Genomic DNA, 24,582 nt, shown 5'->3' with positions numbered 1-24,582 from the left:
TTCAAATGGCGATTCAGCGTTTAATTGGTTTTGGGAAAAAAGAAGAGTTTAAGGAAATTTTGGCAATTTTAAGAAAGCAGAATCCTGATAGGATAAGGGTTCTGTGAAATTTGTCGTGTACAGAGAATTTTTTAGGTTTATGTATTGTCGGTATTAGTTATTTAGCACAACAGCTCAATCTACTCATTTGTGCAATTGAGTCTCGAAACTCTATAATACAGTGTAAATATTTTGGATGACTTGGATTTGAAAGTTAGTTTAGGTCGGCAAGTAATCTCAGAGTAGAAATTGAGCTATGTCTATCTGAGAAGGGTAGTTAACCTAATAGTTATCAGATCGATTTTTGTCTATAGAGCTAAGGTAGTTAAATGAAGCAATATCTAGATTTGTGTCAACGCATAGTTGATGAAGGCGTATGGGTTGAAAATGAGCGAACTGGAAAGCGTTGTTTAACCGTTATTAATGCTGATTTAGAGTACCACGTAGGGGCGAATGAATTCCCCTTAGTTACGACCCGAAAAAGTTACTGGAAGGCAGCTATTGCTGAGCTATTAGGCTACTTGCGTGGATATGACAATGCTGCTCAGTTCCGAGCCATTGGCTGTAATACTTGGAATGCAAATGCTAACGAAAATGGAGCTTGGTTAGCTAACCCTTATCGTAAAGGTGAAGATGATATGGGGCGAGTATACGGAGTCCAAGGGCGCCATTGGCGTAACTCTGAAGGTAAAGAGTTTGACCAGCTTCGTAAGATCTATGATGACTTACGAAAAGGTATTGATGATCGTGGTGAAATTCTGACTTTCTATAACCCAGGGGAGTTTGATATGGGTTGCCTACGACCTTGTATGCATACTCATACCTTCTCTTTGGTAGGGGATACACTTTACTTAACATCATCACAACGTTCGTGTGATGTACCTTTGGGCCAAAATTTTAACCAAATTCAGGTTTTTACTCTGTTAGCTCTGATGGCTCAAATTACAGGACATAAGGCTGGAAAGGCTTATCACAAGATTGTGAATGCGCATATTTATGAGGATCAGTTAGAACTCATGCGTGATGTTCAGCTTAAACGTGAACCTTATCCTGCGCCAAAACTCCATATCAACCCTGAAATTAAAACGCTTGAAGATATTGAAACATGGGTGACATTAGATGACTTTGAAGTTGAAGGTTATCAATATCATGAACCTATTGCTTATCCGTTTTCAGTCTAAATAAGTTTATTTGAAGATAAAAATATTTCTGTTGGGCAAAAGTTTAAAAACTTTATCTCAACAGAAAATCTTATTTTCATATTAATGTTTTAGAGGACTGATATAAATACCCTCAAATTTTAATAATTCTTTTAATTTCTTAATTTCTTTTTCAGCCTCTAAGAGTAAATTTTGATCGGTTTTGTATAATTTTTTATAATAATCTTTGGATTGTTTCATTTCTTTATACTGAAGCTCGAAATGATAACATTGATTTTTCATATTCTGATATTCATTAAACCAGTAGATAAGTTCAGCTCTTGCTTGTATTAACAACTTCTCTGGTGACATTTCATTCTCAGCACTATTTAAAGCCAGTTTTTCTTTTTTCTGTTTTGCTTTCTTTATTCGTGCCTCTTTAATTTCTTTAAGTTTCTCGATAGGTTCGAATCGGTTTCTAATAGTATTCCGATGAATTCCTGTAAGTTTACATAATTGTGCAATAGTTGCTTTTAGTTTTGGATTGTGCTCAATTTGAAGTAGTGCATTGTTAATTTTCAAGGTATTTGCTTCATAATTCTCTGTGTTTTTAAGGTCGTAAGCTTGATTCTTCATAGTTCAACCTTTTCGCCAAGATTTTCTAAAACCATTACTGCTTCATTCATAGTAGCTAACATTTGTTCACGAAGATGCTCATATCCTGGTTTATTGAGATTTGCTTTATTCACAATATAGATTTCACGCCATTTAGGAGCATGTTTTAGAGTAACAATAGCGTGTTTGCATCGAATAGGGTTACAGCGTAGGGAGCCAATACATGGTAAAGCTGGATCGGTATCGTCCTGTTTATTTCCATAACATAAACCATTTCCAATATTAGTAACGGCAGCACCTTGGTCAGCTAGTGCTTCATATACTTCTTCTTCGGTATAACCATTTACCATATATCCTTGAAACAGAGTGATCAAATTTTTTTTATGTTCATTTGCTTTACCTCCATAAAATGTTCCATTGTGATTGAAAACATTTTTTATAGCTTCTAATTCAGCTGCATGTCTCAATGAATTTTTGCTGTTTCTATTACCATCCTTTGAAAGTATTTCACCAATTTCACCATAGCCTAACGTAACTGACGTAGTAGCACCTTTGGAGACAAATTTACCAATTTCTGCCACGAAGTGTTTTAGCTGAAATGAAATTAAAGGTAGGCCAACTTCGGCTCTAAATAGTTGGTAGGTTAGAGTATGTCGTAGCATATAGGAGTTAAAACTAATCTGATTAGCAATGTATTCCCCCAAAAGTTGGCTAATCAACGCGTTGATTTGATAACTAATCCCATTACTACTCATAGATTTTTCTGAGCCAGTAGGATGAACAGTATTCATATTAGAAACGAGATATGGGGATGATTTGATTTTTGCGATATAAGATGCTGCTAATATAGTGTCTCTAACGATTGGAATAGCTACCCAACGATCATCAAATAAACCAGTATTAATCTCTTGTTGATGTTTTTTAATAGTACTTTCAATTAACCAAACACCATCATCTTGTACTAAGCATGAACAATCTTTTACTTTTATTTCTGCTAATTCAGATGGTCTCATACCTGTATATTGACCAACCAAGTATAGACATGAATATGCCACTAGATTGAAATATTCACGAAGTTTATTTAATTCGTATTTGCGACTCTTTAAGGCTTTTCGTAGAGTAAGTCCACCTGCCAAACCATTTTTATTTATCATCCAGTCAGAGGGTTTAATTAATCCTAATACACAACTTGAAGAGTACCCTTTGGTCCTTAATCGCATTGCAATATAGGCGTTAAGAATTTCATGATTAACTCTCTCATTATTTGCCCAAGATGAATATTTACTGGCTTCAAAACGTTCTAAAGAGTTGATATCTGATATTTTTGACTTATCCCCGATAGCATTTAAAAAGTCGACTACGATGAAAGATGCCATCTTAGATAAATATTCAAATATATTATCTGGGAGCACCTGTTTTTTTTGAATTTTATGAGTATTAGGAGGGTTTTTCCAACATAAATTATTTAAGTCGACATAGGCAATGGGTTTATTAAATACATATTTGATAGAGCTAGGGTTTCGTAAATATTCAAAAAATCTATCTAATTCAGTGTTTTTTATGCGTTCATAGTTTTTAGCCGCTTTATGGTAATATGCTGGAGAGAGGGCTGTTAGGGTTTTAAACTTTGTTTGAACATATTCAAAACCAAACTCTAAATTTAATTGTTTAAATATTTCATTAATAAATGTTAAACCATTTTCAAAAATGGGAATTAATGTGTTGGCTTTTAGGACACCTTTTGCATATTTTTTTTTCCCTGATGTTTTCTTATTATATTGGGGCCAAAATATAGTGTTGTTGAGTAAAGCGAGCTCAAATATGACTTTTATTTCGGTTAAAATAAATCTAGGAATATCATTATATTTTGAAAAGTTTATGCGTAATTTTGCCCCTTGGACATTTCGTGCGGCATTTGGGTAATCAGAATTAAAATCCCAAGTAGAATCGGAAAATTTAGATATTTTCGAAATGGATCTTTCCATAAACTGATTTATGTATATATTAGATTCGATATATTTTTTTTGTAGGCATTGTTCTAGATTGTTTCCTACACTTGGACTATTTATCAGGTTGTGATGATGTTCTGCAAAATTTTTCAGTATATTTAGCTGAGTTTCTATATTCATTAAATTACTCCATCTATCAATACAGTGTTCTCAATGTATTCAGATGCAATTCTTGCGTTTTCAAGCTCCAATGGGGAAAAATTAGATAAGTTGGGGGCTGTAATCTGATTCATGAGTTCTAGATTTTCTCGAAGAATATGCCCGTAGGGAGTGTCAATAATTTGGGTGTTTTCTAAACGAGCTTTGTAATCACGCTGCATTGCAAAAATTTGAGGAAGGTGATGAACTGCAAGCACAACATTGTCACAACGTAAGCATTTATTATATTGTGAACACGGAGTTCCTTGGATATAAGAGGCCAATTTTTTTACAAATTCAGGTGGATCAAAAATATTTCTGCACGCCGCTAAAGGTGTTATAAAAGTTACTGCTGGTTCATCCTTATTTTTAACTTCTATCTTTTTGGGATTCTCTTGGGGTTTAGCTTCCAAAGTTGAGCAATGTATTTCTGTCAGTTTTTTATCTAGCTGTGCTCGACTTATATTATTAAAGTCTAAAGAGTCAATATAACTCAGAGTGGTTTGTATAGATGAGTGTCCTAATACTACTTGAATTTCTCTCATACTTACATCAGCTTTAATCAATTCGCTGACTAAAGTTGGTCTAAATCTACTTATTGTTAGAATTAGTGGGCGGTCTTGATCACCTTTTAACTGATATTTATTAACAAATCGAGTAATGCTGATTCCTAAAGCTTTGTAATTTCTTCCATTAAGTCCTAAGAAAGGAGCTACTCTTTGGTGTGATTTTTTGCTATTTGATTGATAGATAAATAACCTATTTTTGACTGTGTCACTTGTAATATTTTCCCGAATGTTACTTGTCAGTCTAATCACCTCATCAAAAATATTTTTTACAGACTCTTTTTGACTTGGAGTTAGCCAAGTGATTTTGGCTTTAATTAAATCAAGATGATAGTCTTTTTTTCCGTCTGATCTTTCTTTCCAATATCTAAGACAAGGTCTACCTGTAGCTGGATGCTTAAGTGTAAAGTCATCTATATCAAGAGCGAGTAAAGACTCAGTATTTATACCTGTGACTTGGGCTAATTTTAATAAGTAGGGTAATAGGACATCTATTCCAATCATAGATATGACTCCCCACTCTCTATATATATTGTCTAGTTTTTTTCCTGAATCCTGAATAATTTTAAGAAAAGATTTTTGAATTCGTGTTTTGGCTGTGTTGTAAAAAATAGGTTCACAATTAAGTAGGTTTTCAAATATCCAACGAGCATTATTAAGAGTTGATAATCCTTTAATTCGATATCCATATTGATCGAGAGGATTCTTACCAATACCAGTAATTCTATAGGGTTTTAGGATCGATCTAGACTCAGTAATACCTTTGTCGATTGCTTCTAATATTTGCAGGCGTTCATTTTGATTAAATGGTTTCTTTACATCTGTTTGTCTATATACATCGAAGCCAACTGCATTGAAAAAATTATATTCTATATCTTGTATTTGAGTGAGCCTTTTTAATGATTTCCGTACAGCACTTAAAAGAGTCTGTGCATGAGAGCTGGAAATATCTGCGTTTATTATTTTATCTTCTAGGTATTTTCTAAATTTAGATAGAAGATGTTCATCGAAAGTCTCTACAATTATTAAAGGTGTATTTCCATAAAGATTTGAAAGAAATTTGATAAATTCCTTGCATGCACCTTGATAGTTTTCTTTTGCTGATTCAGAAGACACTGTTTTAGATTGTGAGGCAAATAGTTGCTCTATTTGAATATATGGTTCTGCTTCAGAAGGTTTGTGAAAGTCAATAATATTAGTAAGTTTAAGAGTAGCTAATCTATTGAAATGACCTTTAAAGGTTTCCTTAGATGTACCCTGAAAAATTTGCCTTTCATGATTTCGTTCGGCAACAGTCTTATAATTAGCATCTACTATCCCTTTTTCTTTAAGGTCTTGATGAATGTAATTCCAAGCAGCCTTAACAGTGCTAAACTTTAAATGATATTTAGTTATAGGACATTGCTCTTTAGGCATTTTCCCAAGTGAAATCTTATTACCAAAAATAGGCAGTTGCTTTTTATTTTCTAGAGATAGCCCTCGATACCAATTAAGGAGTTTTCTCCTGGCGTTTATTTCAGCTAATGCATAACTACCATCGGGTATTAGCAAAATTTCTTCTTCAATCATTTTATTAATAATGGAATATGTAAGCTTGCTGTATTTAGATGCAGAGTTTTTTGAAATGCCTAAAGTACATACAAGATAGTTAACATCGACATTTATTTTTGAAGGCGTGTTAGCCTGACTAATTGGTATTTGCCACAAAGCATCTACATTTTGGATAACACTTGATACCCATTCTGCGATAGTAGATTCAACATCTCCGATTTTTTTTTGTTCATTAGTTTTCATTTTCTGTCTGTAATATTGATTTTTAACTGTGTGGTTTCATATATACGTTTCATTTTTTCAGCTTTTGTGACTAACTCACCTTCTTCGTTACACATTGTGCTGTAAATTTCATGGGGGATTTTTGTGTACATTTCAGTAGTATTTAGTTGGCTATGTCCCAAATTTTTTTGCAAAATTACAAGTCGGTCAAGATAATCCATTCCTAAATCTTCTGATTGTAATAGGGCATAAGCACTACCATGTCTTAGTTTATGCGGAGAGATTTGTTTTTTAAGCCGACCTTTCTTAATAGCGCGCTTACTTAAACGTTCTAACAATTTACTGATGCTCGATGCTGTATAAGCAGTACCCTGAGCAGTGAGGAAAGCTGGAGTTACAGCTTGAGTAGCATACTTCCTTGCATATTTTTTATAGAGTGGGGAAGCGTGATATTTCAGGATACGCTGGATTGTTGCAGAGCTTATTAAAGTCCAACGAGGGTTAATTTCATTTCTGCGTCCTTTGCTACCTAAAACTTCCAATGGAACATAACTTGGACAAATTGGTTTGTCTGAGGTGTATGAAATAAATTGTGTACTATTAAAATAAATAGCATTTTTAATATGTTCAACAGTAACTCGTGGAAGTTCGGAACGACGTAGACCTGAATCATATAAAAATTGGAGTACAACTCTTTCACGTTCAGAACCTGTTGATTCAAGTAATACAATAAGATCATCTGGATTACAGGGTGGCATAGGATTATTTTTTGGTGTTTTTGATAAATATCCGTCGCTATAAGGGTTATTTTTACGTATTTGTGTTTGATCCTCTCCTGGAGTGGTTAGATATTTCATGAAAAAAAATAAACATGCATCACGATTCCTGACGGTAGTTGATTTTAAATTTTGATTCCCCTCTAAAAATGTTATGTATTCTTCTATTACGTATGTTGGTACTGTAAGAAATGCCTCATCACTTACATCATCATCAAATTCAGGACGGGTTCGCATATAGTTCAAAAAGTAAGTTAGATTTTTGCCGTAAGTGGGTATGGACTCGGTCGCAAGTTTTTCATGCTTTGATTGGTAAGATAGATATTGAGAAATAATAGGTAAAAATCGACCATTATCATCAAAGACACCCACCCCATTCACGTGTACCTCTTTCGCTAAAAAATCTAATTTATCCTTCTTATTGAGAGGTGATTTAGACAGGTCTAGTTTGGTTTCTATGCAAATTTGGACGGTCATAAATAGTCATTCCTCCATTTGAAAATAAGAAGTTAAATTCAAATTTTTATTGAACTTTTATGGATAATAAATCTAACTTAATGCTGTTTTTTTTTCTTATCAAGGTATTTTTATTTAAATGATTTTAAAATAATTATATTTATAATTAATAACTTATTGAAATTAATTTGAATTTTAAAAGACATTTTTTTAATTTTTTAATAAATTTTTTGATGTAAATAATTAATAAATATTTATGGAACTATAGCAATAATCTCTGACTATTTAGGGATATAAAATTGAAAGGTTAAAAGTTATTGAAGGGATACTGGCATTTTATTTTAGTTTTATTTGGGATTTGGTAATTCTTGTATGAATCTTATTTTAAGCAACTAGTTCAGCATACTGTGCATTATTAATATGGGGGTATAAAAAAAAAACGTCAGCACTGCGTTGATATAATTGGCAGGATAATTTTCCGTTTTGGACAAAAAATTGGAACAAGGTATGGCATGGTGGCAATGCAACATTACCTGCCTCATTTGGGTTCCAACCCGACACGATTAGACGACGAGAGTTAGGATTGGTTTTGATTTCATTGACCAACCATTTAATTTGGTCAAAACCATCTTGTTCATATAGGCCATCGGCTTTTTTGGTTGCACCGAAATTACGCCATTGATGACCGTAAACAGGACCTAATTCGCCAGCAGGACGACCAAAACGCGCAGTTTGTTCTGCTGTAGACCATTCATCCCAAATCGAGACTTTGTTGTCTTGCAAATATTGAACATTGGTATCGCCTTTAAGGAACCACAACAGTTCAATCACGATAGAGCGGAAATGAACTTTCTTGGTGGTGAGTAAAGGGAAACCTTGAGAAAGATCGAAGCGCATTTGATGACCAAATACAGAACGTGTTCCCGTACCCGTACGGTCGCCCTTGTCGCCGCCGTTGTCGAGAATGTGTTGTAAAAGGTCTAAATACTGGCGCATGTCTCTCTCATAATTTGCTAAATTTCTTGTGGCACATATTAGCTTGTTTTGCGTGTGGAAGGAACTGTGATGGGCGCTTGAATATAGTCAGGTTTAAAAAATCCAAAACATACGGTGTTTATTGGGTGATGACCAAATTTTGCAGGCAACAAGCGCTGAGTTGTCTGGGCTGAAGACGCCTATTTATAACAATTACATCAAGTGTTAACGAGACAATATGTCTGTTAAATCAAGAATGAAATTAGAAAACTTAAGCTCTATTGTTTATATATTGAGCGATGTTACATTCGCAGCGTTGAAAAAAATACAGATAAGTTTGATTAAAAAAATACACGTGATTTTTCTCATTTTAAAGAGGTGGTTTTGGGCTGCTATTTTTGATTAAGAGTTTGATATCAAAAATAAATCCAATTGAATTAAAAATAGACGATCGTATTTAAATGTGAAGATTTGTTTAAGAAATCTTACATTTTTTACATGAAAAAACATAATTTACGCGGTACTATCACCCTCGTTAAAATTTTTGAATGCCTAAATACAGGCGGGAGTGTGGGTTAAAGAATGGCTTATGATCACAATGTAAACTTGAGTGAAGTGCATGCTCCAGTTCAGGCAAATATCATAATTCGTTCTCAGGCGAGTAAAAATACGGGCAAGTCCAATACCACTCAAAAAGCAGCGACTAAAAATGTGGTATCCCGCAATGGTCAGCGTATCGATATCGATCGTTTGACTGGATTTTTACAAGGCATTACCCGCCAAAGAAGTACTCAGAAATGTGCCCGCAGTGTTCGTTTAGCACTTGAGTCCGCAGGGGCACGTTTTAACGGTCACCCCGTTGCCGCAGCAGATTGGGGCAGCACATTACAAAAAATTGGTTATCAAAAAATTAATTTAGCGTTTGATCGACCAAAGAAAGGCGATATTTATATTATCGACCGCAATCAAAGTAGCCGTTATGGTCATATCGCAGCATATTCAGGTAAGGATTGGGTGTCTGATTATCGTCAAGCGGGTTATGCGGTCTATCGAACTCCAAATGTGAAATACAGCTATTACCGCTTAGCGGATTAACAGCCCATGGCTGCAAAAAGGTTAGTCTTCAAACCTTTTTGCACGCTGACTGTAGATCGAGACGATAAATAATCCAATTGCCGCAAAGCCCATACATTGCAGCGCTAAAATCCAGCGTTGCTCATTGGGTAGAAAATAAATTAAGCACACTAAACATAAAATTGGCAAACTAGCCAAACCCCATTTTAATGACGGAGACAGTGTTTTTAGTTTGTCTTGTCTGAGCTTATAAAGCAGATCAATCATCAAACCAATGGCTAAACTTATGCCCGCAAAGCGGGGATCAAGTTGTTTTTGTTCAGCGCATAGAAAAATAAGCACACAGGTACTGATACAAATGAAGAGCTTGATTTGTCGGTTACAGCGCTCAGAGTACCAAAACGTCAGCATTTAAACTTTACCTTCGGGCGAAGTTTTCTCGTTTTTATTCAGTAGAGAAATCGGGGGAGAGCAGGCAGATCGCCAAAGCCATAAAGCCAATGCCTTGAGCACCCGGAATCAAAATTTCACCCTTATTCATGTTGATAAAAACCAATGCTAACAGCAGTGCAATCGGTATCCAGGTCAATAAACGATAGAGCAAACCTGTTGGGTTTTTTGCTGCAAAATGAATCTTGCAATAACGACAAATCAGGAAAATGACGCCTGTACCCATGAACATTAGAATGGCTTGAAGTGTTAGGGGTTCCATCCAATACAGAACACTGGTCAGTACGACCATCGCAATAAAAAACAAGATTTTTTTAAGTACAGAAACGCTGGGGTTAAACCAAAATTCAAGCATGGATCGATAGTTTAAAAATAAGCTGAATAAACTTTAGCACAGATCAGTTGTCTAATTCAGTCACTTCATGTGCAGTAAATACGTATGAAGGGATAAATTTCAGCGCATAAAAAAGCGAGGCTTAGACCTCGCTTGCTTAAAGACAATTATAAAATATTAATGATTTTTTTGTGGACCCCAGTCATAGATTTTTTTCTGGTAGGCATACCACATCATCCATAGTCCAATCAGAATCATCGGAACTGTCAGGAACTGACCTTTACTCATCCATCCGATGAACAGTTGACCATTGTCCGGCTCACGGAAGAATTCAACGGTGAAGCGTGCGATTCCATATCCGATGAGGAACAAGGCTGAAACGGCATAACGTGGACGAGGTTTTGAACTAAACCACCACAGCACGATAAACAGAATTAAACCTTCACAGAGGGCTTGATAGAGTTGCGACGGATGGCGCACCAACTGAAGTGGATCGGTCGGGAAGATCATGCCGAAAGCAAAATTAGGATCGGTCACTGCACGACCATACAGTTCGCCACCAATAAAGTTACCAATACGACCAAACATCAAGCCTGTCGGAACGCAGGGTGCAATAAAGTCGAGGGTCTGGAACCAGGTCATTTTATATTTCTTGCACCACAGTAACATGGCAATCATGACCCCAAGGAAACCGCCATGGAAGCTCATGCCACCTGTCCAAACTTGGAATAGCCACAGTGGGTTGGCAAGGAATTGATCGAAACCATAAAAGAAGACGTAGCCAAAGCGTCCACCAATCACGACACCCAATGCACCGTAGAAAATCAGGTCAGAGACCATTTCTGCGTTCCAGCCGTCACGTTGTTTTGCACGGTAGCTTGCCAAGCCCCATGCAAATAAAAAGGCCAATAAATACATCAGACCATACCAGTGAACTTGTAGTGGCCCCAGTGATATCGCCACAGGGTCGATATTTGGATATGTCAGCATCGCTGTTCCTTGTCATTATGTTTTGCACAGATTTTAGCTGAATGTGCTGAAAAATGTTGTACATTCAATGTGTAAAGATATTGAGAGTTGAATATGTGCATTGTGGCTTTTGCTTGGCAGGTCTTGGATGACATGCCACTCTGCCTGATTTCGAATCGTGATGAGTTTTATCATCGACCGACGGCAGGTCTAAAGCAATGGGTAGATAGTCCGATTATTGCAGGGCAAGACTTACAGTCTGGTGGAACATGGATGGGGATAACCGCTCAAGGGCGTTGGGCGATTGTGACCAATTTTCGTGATGGTCGTGATCAGACCACATATCCCACTTCACGTGGCGCTTTGATTCAGCAATTTTTAGAATCTGAGCAAACGCCCATTCGTTTTGCGCATGCACTTGAACAAATCCAATGTAATTATGCCGGCTTTAATTTATTCGTTGGCGATGCCACTCAAGCCGTTTATATGAGTAATCGCGGTGAAGCACCACAAGTCTTAGCCAAAGGGGTGTATGTCACATCCAATGGTTTAATGACTGAACATTGGGAAAAGACCCGACATTTACGCAAACGCTTCACGCAAGAATTTTTACCGATGCTACAAAGCCAGCAACCACAGGCGGACATAGACGCCGCTGCGTGGGATATTTTGGAAGATGAACGTAAAATCATTCCAGCATTGTTACCCAATACTGGGATTCAGGCGGAAATGGAACATTTGCTGTCTTCAACCTTTATTCAAAGTCCGGTGTATGGCACCCGCTGTTCAAATTTATTGTGTATGCGGGATTCACAGTGGCATTGGCAAGAAAAACAGCAACACGGTGAGCAACAAGGACAGATCACCCAGATAGAAGTGCATTTAAAGGTATAAAATAAGCCGACGATTCGTCGGCTTATTTTTTAAAGGTGTTTTATGCGGTTTTTTGTGTTGGCTGAGCTTGTTCTACCGCTTCGCCAGCAATCACACCACCATCTTTACGGGTGATGACAACGGTTGCAGAACGTGGACGTGAAGTCGCTGCTGCATTGGTTTGTGATGCAGGCCAGTGGCTGGTCGGTTCAGAATAGGATGCTGAATCTTCACCGGGATGTTGCACATTGATAAAAATCGCTTTGTAGTCAGGTGTCATCGTCACACCTGTGATTTCACACTCTTTTGGTCCAGTCAGGAAGCGACGTAAGTTTTCGTCATTCAGTTTTGCCCCCACAATGGTTTCTTGACCCGATGAGGTCGTGGCTTTCGTACCGTCACCGACTTGACCCGGAAGCGCAGCAAGCATCATACAGTTGGTGGTATCGGTATAAGCACCGTCATCGGTTTGAATCCATAACACACCACGTGGGTCGAACCACATCCCATCGGGTGATGACAAGTCATTGTTGTCATTTAAACCAGATAAATTAATGTTGCTCGCCATTTTTGCTTCAGCACCAAACAGGTAGATATCCCAAGTAAAGCTGAGTGCTGTGGTTGTATCACCATCTTCACGGAAACGGATAATATGACCGTTGACGTTGCCTTTACCACCTTCAGGGTCGGTGTAGTTACGTGGGTTGGCAGCATCTAGTGCATGCGTCGTACCACGGTTCGAGTTATTGGTGAGGGTCACATAGACTTCACCATTGTCTGGATGCACAGCGACCCATTCAGGACGGTCCATTTTGGTAGCACCGACAGCATCTGCGGCAAGACGTGCGAAGGTTAGCACATCTGCTTGTGAGCTAAACGGATAAACGCTGTTACTTTGGTTTAAACCATTGACGTTATAGCTCAATTCAATCCATTGACCTTTGCCGTCATTGTTAAATTTGGCAACGTATAACTTACCGTTGTTCATGTATTTGTCACCTGCAGCATAGCCACCGTTGACATCTTTTTTACTCCATTTTTGGTCGGATACAAATTTATAGATGTATTCACCGCGTGAGTCATCACCCATGTAAAATGCAAGGTTGTCATCTTCACGTAAGCGACTTGCACGGCAGTCTTCATGTGCAAAGCGACCCAGTGCTGTACGTTTTACGGGGTTTTCACGACGGTCAAATGGGTCGATTTCGACAATCCAACCAAAGGTGTTTGGACCATTACGATAATCTTCTGCTGCCTGAGTACCGGTAACATTCGCTGACCAACGGTCATATAAATCTTGTGACTCATTACTTCCAATCGCCGTTTCCCAACCATAGCGTGAGTTTGCACCCGCTTTTAGGCCATAACGGTTGAGTGCCACAATTTCAGCAGGACTACGTTTGGCATCATCGTCTTTTGCACGAGCGAAGTAACCAATGAAGTTTTCTTCTGTTGTCAGGTAAGTGCCCCAAGGGGTATAGCCATTACCGCAGTTGTTGTGTGTACCACGGGTTTGCTGGCTATTGGTTGAAAATTTCGTGCAAACTAAGCTTGAGCCTGCTACAGGGCCTTTAAAGTCCATTACGGTCGATGCGGTAATACGACGGTTAAATGGAGAATTTTGTACCAGTTTAACGGCTTGAGTCTTGCTGTCTTTTTCAATTTGAATCACAGAAACACCGTGTGCATTGACTTCACGGATGACTTCATCTTCAGGGCGACGACCATCCACTTTGGTTGGGCCTTGTGGGTGTAAGAAGGTTGGATTGATGTATTCATGGTTCATCACCAACAAACCTTGGTCAGACTGCTTGGCATCATAACGTCCAGAGGTGGTATTTAAACCAAAGAAGCTCATACCGTCATGGCAGTCACCAGAGCGGAATTGGAAGCTCGGGCCAGAAGGAACATTGTTATCATCCCACGCTGGGTATGCAGGGTTAATCGAGTCACCCATCGCATATAGCACATGCGCTTGATAGCCTTCAGGAACAGTCACAATATCGTCTAAATTTTTTTTCACCGGTGTGAAATTGAACTTGGTCGGTTTTTGATTTGGATCAGTGACAGGTGGTTTGGTATTGCTATTTGAACCTGAGTCATTGTCATCATTACACCCCGTTAATGAAGATGCCAATGCAAGTGCGACGGCACCACTCGCAGTCTTGGTAATCAAGCTACGACGGCTGATGCGCTGTTCTAAAATGTCACGAAAATGAAGGTTATCCGAAGTGTTGTTATCAAGTTCTTGATCTTCGTTATATGGCATGTTTGTCATGAATTTAAATCCTGGCAAAGGTGTGCTGGGTAAAAGTTGATCACATAAAACTATAGATAAAATATGACAATGCTTTGAAGCTAATGTTGCAAACTGATGAAATAGGCGTTTAGATTTCGCTGCATGAAAATTGCAAAACATTAAATGGGCGCATAAAAAAAGAGGCTATCTCAGCCTCTTAGGTGTAAAACTCACCAAAATTGTCGAAACATCAGTTTGTTTAAGTTACAGATGTACGTCGTTTTTCAATCAGCTTGCCAAAGAACAAACCCAGCTCAAAGAGCATCCACATGGGAATGGCCAGCATGATCATCGAAAGCGCATCGGGTGGCGTGGCAAACATGGCGACAAAAAAACAGCCGACGATAATAAAACGACGCTTCTCCACCAAGGTTTGAGTAGACACCACCCCGATCAAAATCAAAATTAGCGTGATGATGGGAATTTCAAAGGTCAGCCCAAACACCAAAAAAAGCTTTAAGCAGAAACTTAAATAACTATTGATATCCGTCATCGGGGCGACTGTTTCAGGGGAAACACTCATAAAAAAATGTAGGATGGAGGGCAGAGCAACCCAATAGGCAAAGGCAATTCCGACATAGAAGAGGACGATACTGCCGAATAATAAGGGCATCGCCAAATGCCGCTCTTTTTCATACAGTGCAGGTTTGATGAAGGCCCAAAGTTGATAAATCACGAAAGGCATCGCGAGCATAAGCGCGACAAAGAAATTCAACTTGAACGGCGCCATAAAGGTGGCGGTCACATCCGTTGCGATCATGGATGAGGTCATCGGCAACTGCGCACGCAGAGGCTCTGACATCAATTGATAGCTTTGATTGGCAAAGGGCAATAAACAAAAGAACAGAATCAAAATGAGCCCTGTAATTTTGATCAAATGCCGACGCAAAATCACCAAATGTTTGGTGATCGGCATTTCTTCCAAATCAGGCACAGTGTTCTGTGAATTATTCAGTGAAAGATCTGTCATACGGCCACCTGATATTCTGCTAATGCTTCGGTCGAGCTTAATGCAGCAGATTGATCTGTTTTAATTTCGTGCTTTATTTTCATTTGGGGTGTAACCATGGCAAAGATCGTGCTCTGACCACGTTCGATGTATTGATAACGTGGGGATAAATTTTTATTGTCAGGTAGGACTGCTTCTTGTTGTTTTTGCGCAGTCTGTTCTATGGGATGTTGCGTTTGTTGCAATTCATTCATCTGCGCCTGCATATGCGCTTCGAGCTGTTGAATACGTTGCATTTCTTTTTGCATTTCTTCACGAAGTTCGGACATGCGAAGTTCACGGTCAATATCTGTTTGCACGTTACTGATCAGTCGTTTAACTTTCCCGTACCATTTGCCTGCAAAGCGGATACCTTCAGGCAGTTTTTCCGGGCCGAGTACGATCAGCGCAATAATGCTGAACACCAGTAATTCGCTAATACCAATATTAAGCATTATGACAACTCCTTAGCTTTGAACTGAGGAATTGGTTTTATTTTGAGCTTCATGCTCTAGCGTGCGAGGCTCATTAAGCTGTGTATTTGCTGCGTCTTCATCACGCATCGACTTTTTGAAATCTTTGACCGCGCCGCCGACATCTTTGCCCAAGTTTTTTAGCTTAGAGGTACCAAAGAGTAAAATCACCACAATTGCAAAAATCAGTACATGCCAAATCGATAGTCCAGCCATCTTGTTATCCTCTTGTTGGTCTGCACAACATTTCAGCAGTTGTAGATGACAGTGAAGTGACCAAGATGTTGCAGTTTAAAGACAGCCGCGAAGCTTATGTTCAGTGTTACTATGCATAGATTGAGCAGTGAGGGTGGTGTAGTGGCGTTTCTTCTTCCGATATTGGGTTTTTTAAGTGGTCTCGGATTGGCATCATTATCAGGAACATCATCGCTCAAATCGATTTTCTCTAGCTTACTTGCACGCTGTTTTATTCCAGCCGTGATCATCTACAACATGGTGTTCTATCAAGCAGGCAGTTTAGCACTCATGCTTTTTAGCTTTAGTGTTGCCGTGCTGATGTTTTATTTATTTCGCTGGCTGTTAAAAGATAGTTTACGTGCCTTGTGTGTCAGTTATTTGAACTTGGCTTGGCTGGGTTTTCCTTTTGCCTTAGCACTGTTCGGCCCTGAAATAAGTGCAGCGATGGTGGCTTTGTATGTCGGTGGCTCTATCTTTGGCAATATGTGGGCCGTGACAGCCGTCAGTTCAGCCCAACTCCCATGGTCGAGCGTGATTCAAAAAGTGGCGATGTCACCCCCTGTATTTGCCTTGATGATTGCAGGTGTCTGTCGAATAGTTGGACTGCAGCATTTAGAAGAACATCAGATCTTAGATTGGCTCTATCAAGCTGCAAAAATAGGAATGAGTTTCACAGGGATGTGCGTCTTAGGCATGTGGCTGTGCCAAACTAAGATACAGTGGCGTGATCTGATTAACAGTAGTCGTATTTATGCGATGAAACTCACCGTTGGCGCGGTGATCTGTAGTTTGAGTTATGCCTTTCTTCCGATTCCCCAGATCGAGAAATATATTGGGGTGATGTTCATGCTGTTCTGCTTACCCCCTGCAGCGAATATTGTGGCTTTAGAAACGCATTATCAAGGAACAGGCACTTCGGCACGTTATATTGCTTCAGGCACGATTATGAGCTGTATCGTCGTCAGTTTTTATGGGTTAATTTTGCATCTTTTTTCGCTTTAAAATGAAAAGTGAATTATAGATGCCAGCAAAGGGTGACTACTTGAGCTGTTTGCGAATCTGCCAATCACGCACGAGGGCATATATCATCGCGATACCTATCAGCCCTGGAAATCCAACCTGACCTTGCGACAGATTAAGCATGATCGACAGTATGATCAACACTGCAAAAATAGCGTAAGTGGTACGAAAGCCTGAGGTGAGCGGGTAGGTCAGTTGCGCCTGGCAATGAGGGCAGCTTAATTTTTGAAAACCAAGAAAAGAGCGTGTCGGGATTTCAGTTGAAGTGTGATGGCAAGTGTTACATATGATCTGTATCGGTTGAAGTGCCATAATTATTCTATTTTTATTCAGGGATTGGAGTTAATCTTTGGCATTAAGATTAACTCCAATGCAAATTATTTCAAACTTGCTTTAAATAATTTCATCGCCTGACCACGATGGCTGATTTTATTTTTTTCTTCTTTTGATAATTCAGCACTAGAAACGTTTAGTTCAGGCAGCCAAAACAGTGGGTCATAGCCAAAGCCATTTTCACCGCGTGCTGCTTCCATCACTTCACCGCGCCAAATCCCTTGGAAAATTTGTGGGAGTGGGTCTTCTGCATGTTGGACCAAAGCCAAGACACATACAAACATCCCTTCGATGGCTTCACTCTCTTTACGGAGTGGTTTGAGGTCAGCAAGCAACTTGGCATTGTTAGCGGCATCATTGCCATGTTCACCTGCATAGCGCGCAGAGTAAATCCCTGGTGCGCCACCGAGTACAGGAACGCAAATGCCAGAATCATCTGCAATGGCTGGCTTGCCTGAAATTTTCGATGCGTGACGCGCTTTGATAATGGCATTTTCAACAAAGCTTAGACCGTCTTCGATGGCATCTTCAATGTTCAACTGACCTTGTGGAATCACTTCAACAGGAAGATTAAGCTCGGCAAACATTTTTTCAAATTCTGCAATTTTGCCTTTGTTATTACTTGCAAGCACCAAAGTGCCTTGAGATAACCAATCAGTTGAAGCCATGTGAATATTCACCATAAAACAAGATTTGAGGCTATTTTAACAAGATGCTGTGGCTGACAGGCAATAAAAAAGCACCCGAAGGTGCTTTTTAAGATTCAAAAACTTATTGTGCTTGAATCCATTTGTCCGCACGGTCACGTGCTTGACGGATTTGGTCTTGGCTTAAGTTCGCTGCTAAAGCGGTTTTTTTGCCTTCAGACAAGCTAATCACTTTGTTGTCGAGCATGCCATCACGGGTAGAAAGCTCATACCATTGGTATGCACCCATGTAGTTTTTCTTTTGCTCTTCCATCATGGCTAAGTTAAAGCTTGCGCGGTTATCACCACGGCTGGCTGCTTTTTCGAAATATTGACGAGCAAGCGCTTCATCTTTTTTAGTCCCAATGCCATCAGCGAGCATACGACCCACATTGAGCTGAGCTGCAGATAAACCTTGATCGGCAGCAGCTTTGTACCATGCAAAAGCTTGACGTTCATCTTTTGCAACGTCTTTACCTTGTTGATATTTAGTGCCTAAGTAAAACTGAGCACCAGGCTGACCTGCTTTAGCAGCTTTACTTAAGCTGTGAATATCCATAATTGAATATTGTGCAGCTTGGCTAGAAACTGAAGATGATGGAGCAACATAATCCGCATGGGCTTGTATGCTAAAAAGTCCAATCAGTAGCGTCGTGCTTAATAATAATTTTTTCATAGAGCGCTCACTCGATAAATTGCGACTTCACCAAATAGATTTGGGAGACGTTTACTCAGTAAACTATCTTGTTGATCCCCATTCACGGCAAGTCGGTTAATAATCCGGATGTTATTTTCAGCACACAGCGCTTCAAAATCACGGAAAGTACATAAATGAATATTGGGCGTGTTATACCACATATAGGGTAACGCGTCTGAAACAGGCATCATTCCTTTTAATGCAAGGAAAGAACGAGTCTTCCAATGTGCAAAGTTTGGAAAGGTGATAATGGCCTGTTTCCCCACACGCACCATGTCTCTTAAAAGAACGTCTGGTGCATCTACAGCTTGCAAGGCTTGTGCCATAACCACATAGTCAAAAGACTGGTCGGCAAAGCGACTTAAACCTAAGTTCAAGTCCTGTTGGATGATATTTAACCCGCGACTGACCGCAATTGCAATCTTTTCTTGATCAATTTCTAAGCCATATGCACGAATATTGTGCTTTTTGCTCATATGTGCAAGCAGTTCACCGTCACCACACCCTAAATCGAGTACGCTTGAATCTGGTTTAATCCAACGTTCAGCCAGTTGATGATCAATACGCATTAGTTGGTCTCCTTCGGTGTTTCTTGCAGGTGTTTTACACCGCCTAGGAATGCACGTAAGCTTTTCACATATAACGGAATCGGGAACAAGAAAGAGTCATGACCTTGTTCAGCATCAATATCCACATAGCTCACAGGCTTATGATTACTAATTAATGCATCTACAATTTCTTGCGAACGAGCAGGGGTAAAACGCCAGTCCGTTGTAAATGAAACAACTAAAAATTGACACTTGGTTTTAGACATCGCGGTTTTTAATGATTGCTCATATTCACGTGATGGATCGAAATAATCTAAAGCCTTGGTCATGATCAAATAGGTATTGGCATCAAAGTTACGGCTAAATTGCTCACCTTGATAACGCAAATAACTTTCGACTTGGAATTCGACGTCAAAGCCATACATAAATTTACCTGACTTTAAGTCACGGCCAAATTTTTGTTTCATGGCTTCTTCAGAGAGGTAAGTGATATGACCCACCATACGGGCCAAGATCAAACCTCGCTTAGGATAACTATCATTTTCTAAATAGCGACCATCATGGAAATCAGGGTCAGACAAAATCGACTGACGCGCCACTTCGTTAAAGGCAATGTTTTGCGCAGACAGTTTTGGTGTACTGGCAATAATCACGCACTTTTGTAAACGATCTGGATAGTCCACAGACCATTGTAGAGCTTGCATGCCCCCTAAAGAGCCGCCAATCACCGCATACCACTGCTGAATTTCTAAACGATCAGACAACATGGCTTGGGTTTTGACCCAGTCACGGACAGTCACTAATGGGAAATCAGGACCATAAGGGCGATTGTCATTTTCAGGATTTGGAGAGGTCGGTCCAGTAGAACCGCTACAGCCGCCAATATTATTTAATGCTACGACAAAGAATTTTGACGTATCAATGGCTTTGCCTGGTCCAATACATGCGTCCCACCAACCCGGTTTACGGTCATCTTCATGATGATAACCTGCTGCATGATGATGGCCTGACAGTGCATGACAAATCAAAATTGCATTAGATTTGTCTGCATTCAGTTCGCCATAAGTTTCAACCATGAGCTCAAAACGTGGGAGTATGCGATCGCATTCGAGCTCTAACGGCTCTTCAAAAATAAACTTTTGTGGGGTAACTAAGCCCACTGAGTCAGCTGGAAAAGACACAGGAATAATTCGCCTTAAATCTTTAGTATGAATAATAAAAGGATACCACTTGAGGGTATCCTTCTAAAGTCATTTTATTGCTATTTGATATTTATAGCATTGAATTAGACTGCAGCAGCAATCACTTGTTCAGTACTCAAAACACCTTGTTCAATTAAACGGTTAGTGCTGGCAATAATCGCCTCGATAGATGCGGTCACGATGTTGTCATGCACACCTGCGCCGAATGCAGACTTACCTGTACCTTTCACTTGAAGCTCAATTAAAGCCAAGGCTTTAGCATGTGCGCCTGAACTGATGCTACGTTCTTCATAGTTCAAGACATCAATCGGTAACTGCAAGGCATTTAAGATAGCAGAGATTGGGCCGTTGCCTTCACCACGTAATTGCTGGATCTCACCGTTCACTTCGACATCAAGCTCAATGACTTGTTTGCCATTTTCATCATGTAAGCGGTAGTTTTTCGCCGCATAATGCGTGTCTTTGGCAGCCACATACGTGTCTTTAAATAAAGACCAGATTGCTTGCGCAGAAATCTCGGTACCGTCTTCATCTGTTTTTTGCTGTACGATTTGCGAGAACTCAATTTGAATACGACGAGGCAACACCACGTTGTAATTTGATTCTAACAAGTACGCAATACCGCCTTTACCAGACTGTGAGTTGACACGAATCACGGCATCATAGTCGCGGCCCAAGTCTTTCGGGTCGATTGGCAAATAAGGCATATCCCACATTTCTTCGTTCTTTTGGAACTCGAAACCTTTTTTAATGGCATCTTGGTGTGAGCCAGAGAACGCGGTGAAGACCAAATCACCAGCATACGGATGACGAGGGTGTACCGGCAAGCCTGTGCATTCTTCAATGATTGAAATGATTTCGTTAATGTTTGAGAAATCTAAGTTTGGCGCAACACCTTGGGTATACATGTTCAATGCAATCGCTGCAACGTCCACGTTACCTGTACGTTCACCGTTACCAAACACACAGCCTTCGACGCGGTCAGCACCAGCCATAATGGCCAACTCAGAAGCGGCAATACCACAGCCACGGTCGTTATGACAGTGCACAGAAATAATCACACCGTCACGGCGTTGAATGTTACGGTGCATCCATTCCACTTGGTCTGCATAGACGTTCGGACCTGAAACTTCAACCGTTGCAGGCAAGTTTAAAATCACTTTGTTCTCTGGAGATGCTTCCCAAATTTCAGTGACCGCATCACAGACATCTTTAGCAACTTCTAATTCTGTTGCAGTAAAACACTCTGGACTGTATTGGAATACAAATTCAGTTTCAGGCTGTTTTGCAGCGTATTCTTTGACTTTCGTTGCGGCATTAATCGCTAATTGTTTTGCACCAGCAACATCAACATTCAACACTTTATTGCGGAAAGTTGGAGAATTTGAGTTGTAGATATGCACGATTGCGCGTTTTGCGCCCTGCAATGATTCAAATGTGCGTTGAATCAGATGATCACGCGCTTGAACCAAAACTTCGATGTACACATCATCAGGAATATGGCCGCCTTCGATCAACAAACGAGTGAAATCGAAGTCGATTTGTGATGCAGAAGGGAAGCCGATTTCAATGTGTTTGAAACCAATTTTCACAAGCATTTGGAACATTTTGAACTTTTGTTCAATGTTCATTGGCTCGAAGATCGCTTGGTTACCGTCACGAAGGTCGGTACTCATCCAGATCGGCGCTTTATTGATTTCGTTATTTGGCCATTGACGGTCTGGTAAGTCTACACGTTGGTACATGCGACGGTATTTTTTGCTTGGATCTGCCAACATCATGTGAAAACTCCTTATAGCACCGTGGATAAATGTCGTGGATAAACGGCAAGGTACTACTTATATAGATTGTGTCTATTCTAGCAATTTACAAGTTTAATTTCGGAGTCTTTAGTCGAAAGTCGAAATAAATCTGTAAAGATTCACATGACTTAGCTTTACCGTAAGCTCGTAAATGTATAACTAAATATTAGTCCATATATTCCGGAAATAATTTCCTATTTTTGCGTCAAGATGCCATTACTGGAAAATATTTTTCTATAAAATTAGCTTTTTTGAAAAATATAATCTTTATTAATCTCATCGACGGTGGCTGTTCCCATCAATGCCATCGTAATCTCAAATTCTTCTTTCAGTATTTTGAGTACATGTGCAACGCCTAAAGCCCCCGCTGTAGCTAAACCATAAATGCAGGGACGGCCGACTAATACGGCAGATGCACCCAAGGCTATCGCTTTAAACACATCTGAACCACGACGAATACCACCATCATATAAAACTGGGAAATCCAGAGGCACAACTTTTTTAATCAGTTCTAAGGCGGTGAGAGGGGAAATGCAACCGTCCAGTACGCGCCCACCATGATTCGACACAATAATGCCTTGTACACCGTGTTGCAGGGCAAGTTCAGCATCATGTGGACTGACAATGCCCTTTAAAATAATCGGTAATGAGGTGTTTTGACTGAGCCAAAGGATATCCGCCCATGTCGGCGCGATTTTCATCAGACCTTGAAATAATGGGTGTTCATTTTGCTTGCTTTGAGGTTGTTGAATAAAATGATGAGGCTGCGGTTCATACTTAGGAAGTTCAAAAAACGCATGTCTCTCTCGGTCACGAATTCCTGAATGTGGAGAATCAACGGTCACCACAATCGCTTTAAAACCATGTGCTTCTGCCATTTTGACCAGTGATAATGACTTTTCGCGCTCACCTTGCCAATACAATTGGAACCATTTGAATGGATTGCCCTGCTTTAACTCACGCATATCTGTATTGGTAAACGTACTGAGGATCATATTGCTGCCAAGGACTTCGGCGGCGAGGGCTGTTGCAGCTTCAGCATCAGGATGAAATTGTTGTTGATGTCCGATCGGGGCAACAAAAATAGGGTGCGGGAAACGTTGCCCTAAGATTTCGATTTGGGTATGACCTTGGGTCAGATCTCTGAGCATACGTGGTAGAAGTTGTATCTGTTCAAACTGAGACAAATTGCCACGTACACTGTGTTCATCCATAGAACCACCTTGTAGGTATTGCCACACCATGTGTGACAGGTGCAGTTCAGCCTGTTTTTCGTAATCGGCAATGGTTTGTAAATGAGCAGGAATCTGAGTCAGTGGTTGCAATGGAGAATGTTGACTCATAGAACTGCCCATTGACGTAAAAGATTATGGTAGTGATTCGTCAGTTGTAATATTTCTTTGCTATCGCCTAAATTTTGTCGTAATTGCATAATGGTCTGATCTAAATTAAAAAGCATGCTTCTTTGCCAATCATCTTTGACCATGCTTTGTACCCAAGTACAAGCTGCTATACGGGAGCCTGAAGTCACAGGTTCAACACGATGTAGACTGGTCGCTGGATAAATAATTGCATCGCCAGCATCTAACTTAACTTCATGTTCACCATAAGTATCCTCAATGATCAGTTCACCACCTTCATATTCATCGGGTTCTGATAAAAAAATGGTCATTGAGACATCTGTACGCACAGTTATATTTTTTTCATGATAGTAATGGATTGCATTATCGACATGATTACCGTAGTGACCGGTATCTTGGTAGCAATTGAAAAGCGGAGGCAAGATTTCTTTAGGTAATGCAAAAGATTGAATGAGCAGACTTTCTTTAATTTGCGGTAATACTTGCTGACTTAACTGCTGATAGAGCTGACTGTTTGAATTGATTTGTAAATTTTTTTTGATGTTTTGAGCTTGTGCTCCGGCCGAACTTTTTCCTGAAACCCACTGATTATCTTGGTTCATCGCTTGTCTGATGCTTTGAACGTGTTGCTTTGAAAGGACATGAGGGACATGAAGAAGCATAATTTAACCTTAATCTAATTTTAATCAAATCTACATAAGATAAGCATAAATAAAAAAGCCTTAATACAAGATTAAGGCTTTTTTTAGA

General features: G+C 39.7%; 22 protein-coding genes and 2 pseudogenes. 4 read left to right on the top strand and 20 right to left on the bottom strand.

All coding sequences use genetic code 11. From position 1 onward, the window contains the following. Positions 1–368: 368 nt before the first annotated feature. Positions 369–1,220 (top strand): thymidylate synthase, encoded by an 852-nt coding sequence (locus FTU79_RS12935; protein WP_005103124.1) that lies wholly within the window; start codon positions 369–371, stop codon positions 1,218–1,220. Positions 1,221–1,301: 81 nt separating this feature from the next. Here the strand turns inward: FTU79_RS12935 and FTU79_RS12930 are convergent, their stop codons facing one another. The 5 genes and pseudogenes from FTU79_RS12930 to thyA all read right to left on the bottom strand — a co-directional run. Beyond that, positions 1,302–1,814 (bottom strand): hypothetical protein, encoded by a 513-nt coding sequence (locus FTU79_RS12930; protein WP_180050518.1) that lies wholly within the window; start codon positions 1,812–1,814, stop codon positions 1,302–1,304. Then, positions 1,811–3,922 carry a site-specific integrase gene (locus FTU79_RS12925; RefSeq protein ID WP_180050514.1) on the bottom strand — a complete coding sequence of 704 codons (2,112 nt, stop codon included), beginning with the start codon at positions 3,920–3,922 and terminating at the stop codon, positions 1,811–1,813. Before FTU79_RS12925 ends, FTU79_RS12930 begins: the two co-directional genes overlap by 4 nt. Then, a complete protein-coding gene (locus tag FTU79_RS12920; protein ID WP_257219787.1) occupies positions 3,922–6,300 on the bottom strand; it encodes a site-specific integrase in 2,379 nt (792 codons plus the stop codon). The genes FTU79_RS12925 and FTU79_RS12920 overlap by 1 nt, the downstream gene beginning before the upstream one ends. Then, positions 6,297–7,532 carry a tyrosine-type recombinase/integrase gene (locus FTU79_RS12915; protein WP_180050511.1) on the bottom strand — a complete coding sequence of 412 codons (1,236 nt, stop codon included), beginning with the start codon at positions 7,530–7,532 and terminating at the stop codon, positions 6,297–6,299. The genes FTU79_RS12920 and FTU79_RS12915 overlap by 4 nt, the downstream gene beginning before the upstream one ends. Before the next feature lie 372 nt (positions 7,533–7,904). Further along, positions 7,905–8,507: pseudogene (gene thyA, locus FTU79_RS12910) on the bottom strand (thymidylate synthase); the annotation flags it as partial. A 561-nt stretch (positions 8,508–9,068) separates the two neighbouring features. Here thyA and FTU79_RS12905 point away from each other — a divergent pair. Further along, positions 9,069–9,581, top strand: a complete 513-nt coding sequence (locus tag FTU79_RS12905; RefSeq protein WP_168377881.1) for a peptidoglycan amidohydrolase family protein — start codon at positions 9,069–9,071, stop codon at positions 9,579–9,581. A gap of 21 nt (positions 9,582–9,602) precedes the next feature. On the opposite strand, the gene FTU79_RS12900 is transcribed toward FTU79_RS12905, so the two are convergent. The 3 genes and pseudogenes from FTU79_RS12900 to lgt all read right to left on the bottom strand — a co-directional run bounded on the left by FTU79_RS12900 (position 9,603) and on the right by lgt (position 11,334). Further along, positions 9,603–9,971 (bottom strand): hypothetical protein, encoded by a 369-nt coding sequence (locus FTU79_RS12900; RefSeq protein WP_180010198.1) that lies wholly within the window; start codon positions 9,969–9,971, stop codon positions 9,603–9,605. Continuing rightward, a pseudogene (locus tag FTU79_RS12895) lies at positions 9,972–10,365 on the bottom strand (hypothetical protein). A gap of 156 nt (positions 10,366–10,521) precedes the next feature. Further along, positions 10,522–11,334 carry a prolipoprotein diacylglyceryl transferase gene (gene lgt / locus FTU79_RS12890; protein WP_180007176.1) on the bottom strand — a complete coding sequence of 271 codons (813 nt, stop codon included), beginning with the start codon at positions 11,332–11,334 and terminating at the stop codon, positions 10,522–10,524. Positions 11,335–11,427: 93 nt separating this feature from the next. On the opposite strand from lgt, the gene FTU79_RS12885 reads away from it, so the two are divergent. Then, on the top strand, positions 11,428–12,207 hold the full coding sequence (locus FTU79_RS12885; protein ID WP_180050508.1) for an NRDE family protein: 780 nt from the start codon (positions 11,428–11,430) through the stop codon (positions 12,205–12,207). Positions 12,208–12,247: 40 nt separating this feature from the next. Here FTU79_RS12885 and FTU79_RS12880 read toward each other — a convergent pair whose 3' ends face one another. The 4 genes from FTU79_RS12880 to tatA all read right to left on the bottom strand — a co-directional run bounded on the left by FTU79_RS12880 (position 12,248) and on the right by tatA (position 16,162). Beyond that, positions 12,248–14,464: a PhoX family phosphatase gene (locus tag FTU79_RS12880; protein WP_180050505.1), complete on the bottom strand. Its 2,217-nt coding sequence runs from the start codon at positions 14,462–14,464 to the stop codon at positions 12,248–12,250. 220 nt (positions 14,465–14,684) lie between these two features. After that, positions 14,685–15,455 carry a twin-arginine translocase subunit TatC gene (gene tatC / locus FTU79_RS12875; protein ID WP_180026020.1) on the bottom strand — a complete coding sequence of 257 codons (771 nt, stop codon included), beginning with the start codon at positions 15,453–15,455 and terminating at the stop codon, positions 14,685–14,687. Further along, on the bottom strand, positions 15,452–15,928 hold the full coding sequence (tatB, locus tag FTU79_RS16690; protein ID WP_180026019.1) for a Sec-independent protein translocase protein TatB: 477 nt from the start codon (positions 15,926–15,928) through the stop codon (positions 15,452–15,454). The genes tatC and tatB overlap by 4 nt, the downstream gene beginning before the upstream one ends. A 12-nt stretch (positions 15,929–15,940) precedes the next feature. After that, complete coding sequence (gene tatA, locus FTU79_RS12865; RefSeq protein WP_078189673.1) at positions 15,941–16,162, bottom strand: Sec-independent protein translocase subunit TatA; 222 nt, start codon at positions 16,160–16,162, stop codon at positions 15,941–15,943. 141 nt (positions 16,163–16,303) lie between these two features. Here tatA and FTU79_RS12860 point away from each other — a divergent pair, with 141 nt between their 5' ends. Next, positions 16,304–17,185, top strand: a complete 882-nt coding sequence (locus FTU79_RS12860; RefSeq protein ID WP_180050502.1) for a permease — start codon at positions 16,304–16,306, stop codon at positions 17,183–17,185. A 36-nt stretch (positions 17,186–17,221) separates the two neighbouring features. Here the strand turns inward: FTU79_RS12860 and FTU79_RS12855 are convergent, their stop codons facing one another. From FTU79_RS12855 to FTU79_RS12820, 8 genes are all read right to left on the bottom strand, one after another. Next, the gene (locus FTU79_RS12855; RefSeq protein ID WP_180026017.1) at positions 17,222–17,515 is read right to left on the bottom strand and encodes a hypothetical protein; all 294 of its coding nucleotides are present in this window, start codon (positions 17,513–17,515) and stop codon (positions 17,222–17,224) included. 65 nt (positions 17,516–17,580) lie between these two features. Next, positions 17,581–18,204 carry an RdgB/HAM1 family non-canonical purine NTP pyrophosphatase gene (rdgB, locus tag FTU79_RS12850; protein ID WP_180026016.1) on the bottom strand — a complete coding sequence of 208 codons (624 nt, stop codon included), beginning with the start codon at positions 18,202–18,204 and terminating at the stop codon, positions 17,581–17,583. A gap of 103 nt (positions 18,205–18,307) precedes the next feature. Next, a complete protein-coding gene (locus FTU79_RS12845) occupies positions 18,308–18,898 on the bottom strand; it encodes a tetratricopeptide repeat protein (RefSeq protein WP_078189669.1) in 591 nt (196 codons plus the stop codon). Continuing rightward, positions 18,895–19,488, bottom strand: coding sequence for a methionine biosynthesis protein MetW (metW, locus tag FTU79_RS12840; RefSeq protein ID WP_067763682.1), 594 nt, complete (start codon positions 19,486–19,488; stop codon positions 18,895–18,897). The genes FTU79_RS12845 and metW overlap by 4 nt, the downstream gene beginning before the upstream one ends. After that, entirely contained in the window at positions 19,488–20,648 is a 1,161-nt protein-coding gene (locus FTU79_RS12835) for a homoserine O-acetyltransferase (RefSeq protein ID WP_168377871.1), read from the bottom strand. The genes metW and FTU79_RS12835 overlap by 1 nt, the downstream gene beginning before the upstream one ends. A 104-nt stretch (positions 20,649–20,752) precedes the next feature. Continuing rightward, on the bottom strand, positions 20,753–22,450 hold the full coding sequence (leuA, locus tag FTU79_RS12830; protein WP_111884051.1) for a 2-isopropylmalate synthase: 1,698 nt from the start codon (positions 22,448–22,450) through the stop codon (positions 20,753–20,755). A gap of 263 nt (positions 22,451–22,713) precedes the next feature. Continuing rightward, entirely contained in the window at positions 22,714–23,814 is a 1,101-nt protein-coding gene (locus tag FTU79_RS12825; protein WP_180007180.1) for an alpha-hydroxy acid oxidase, read from the bottom strand. Beyond that, on the bottom strand, positions 23,811–24,494 hold the full coding sequence (locus FTU79_RS12820; protein WP_180007181.1) for a Fe2+-dependent dioxygenase: 684 nt from the start codon (positions 24,492–24,494) through the stop codon (positions 23,811–23,813). The genes FTU79_RS12825 and FTU79_RS12820 overlap by 4 nt, the downstream gene beginning before the upstream one ends. Positions 24,495–24,582 lie beyond the last annotated feature (88 nt).

Origin of the sequence: Acinetobacter sp. YH12144 (genome assembly GCF_013418345.1) — a bacterium.
Taxonomy (GTDB): domain Bacteria; phylum Pseudomonadota; class Gammaproteobacteria; order Pseudomonadales; family Moraxellaceae; genus Acinetobacter; species Acinetobacter amyesii.
This window is presented reverse-complemented; position numbering and strand designations above follow the sequence as displayed.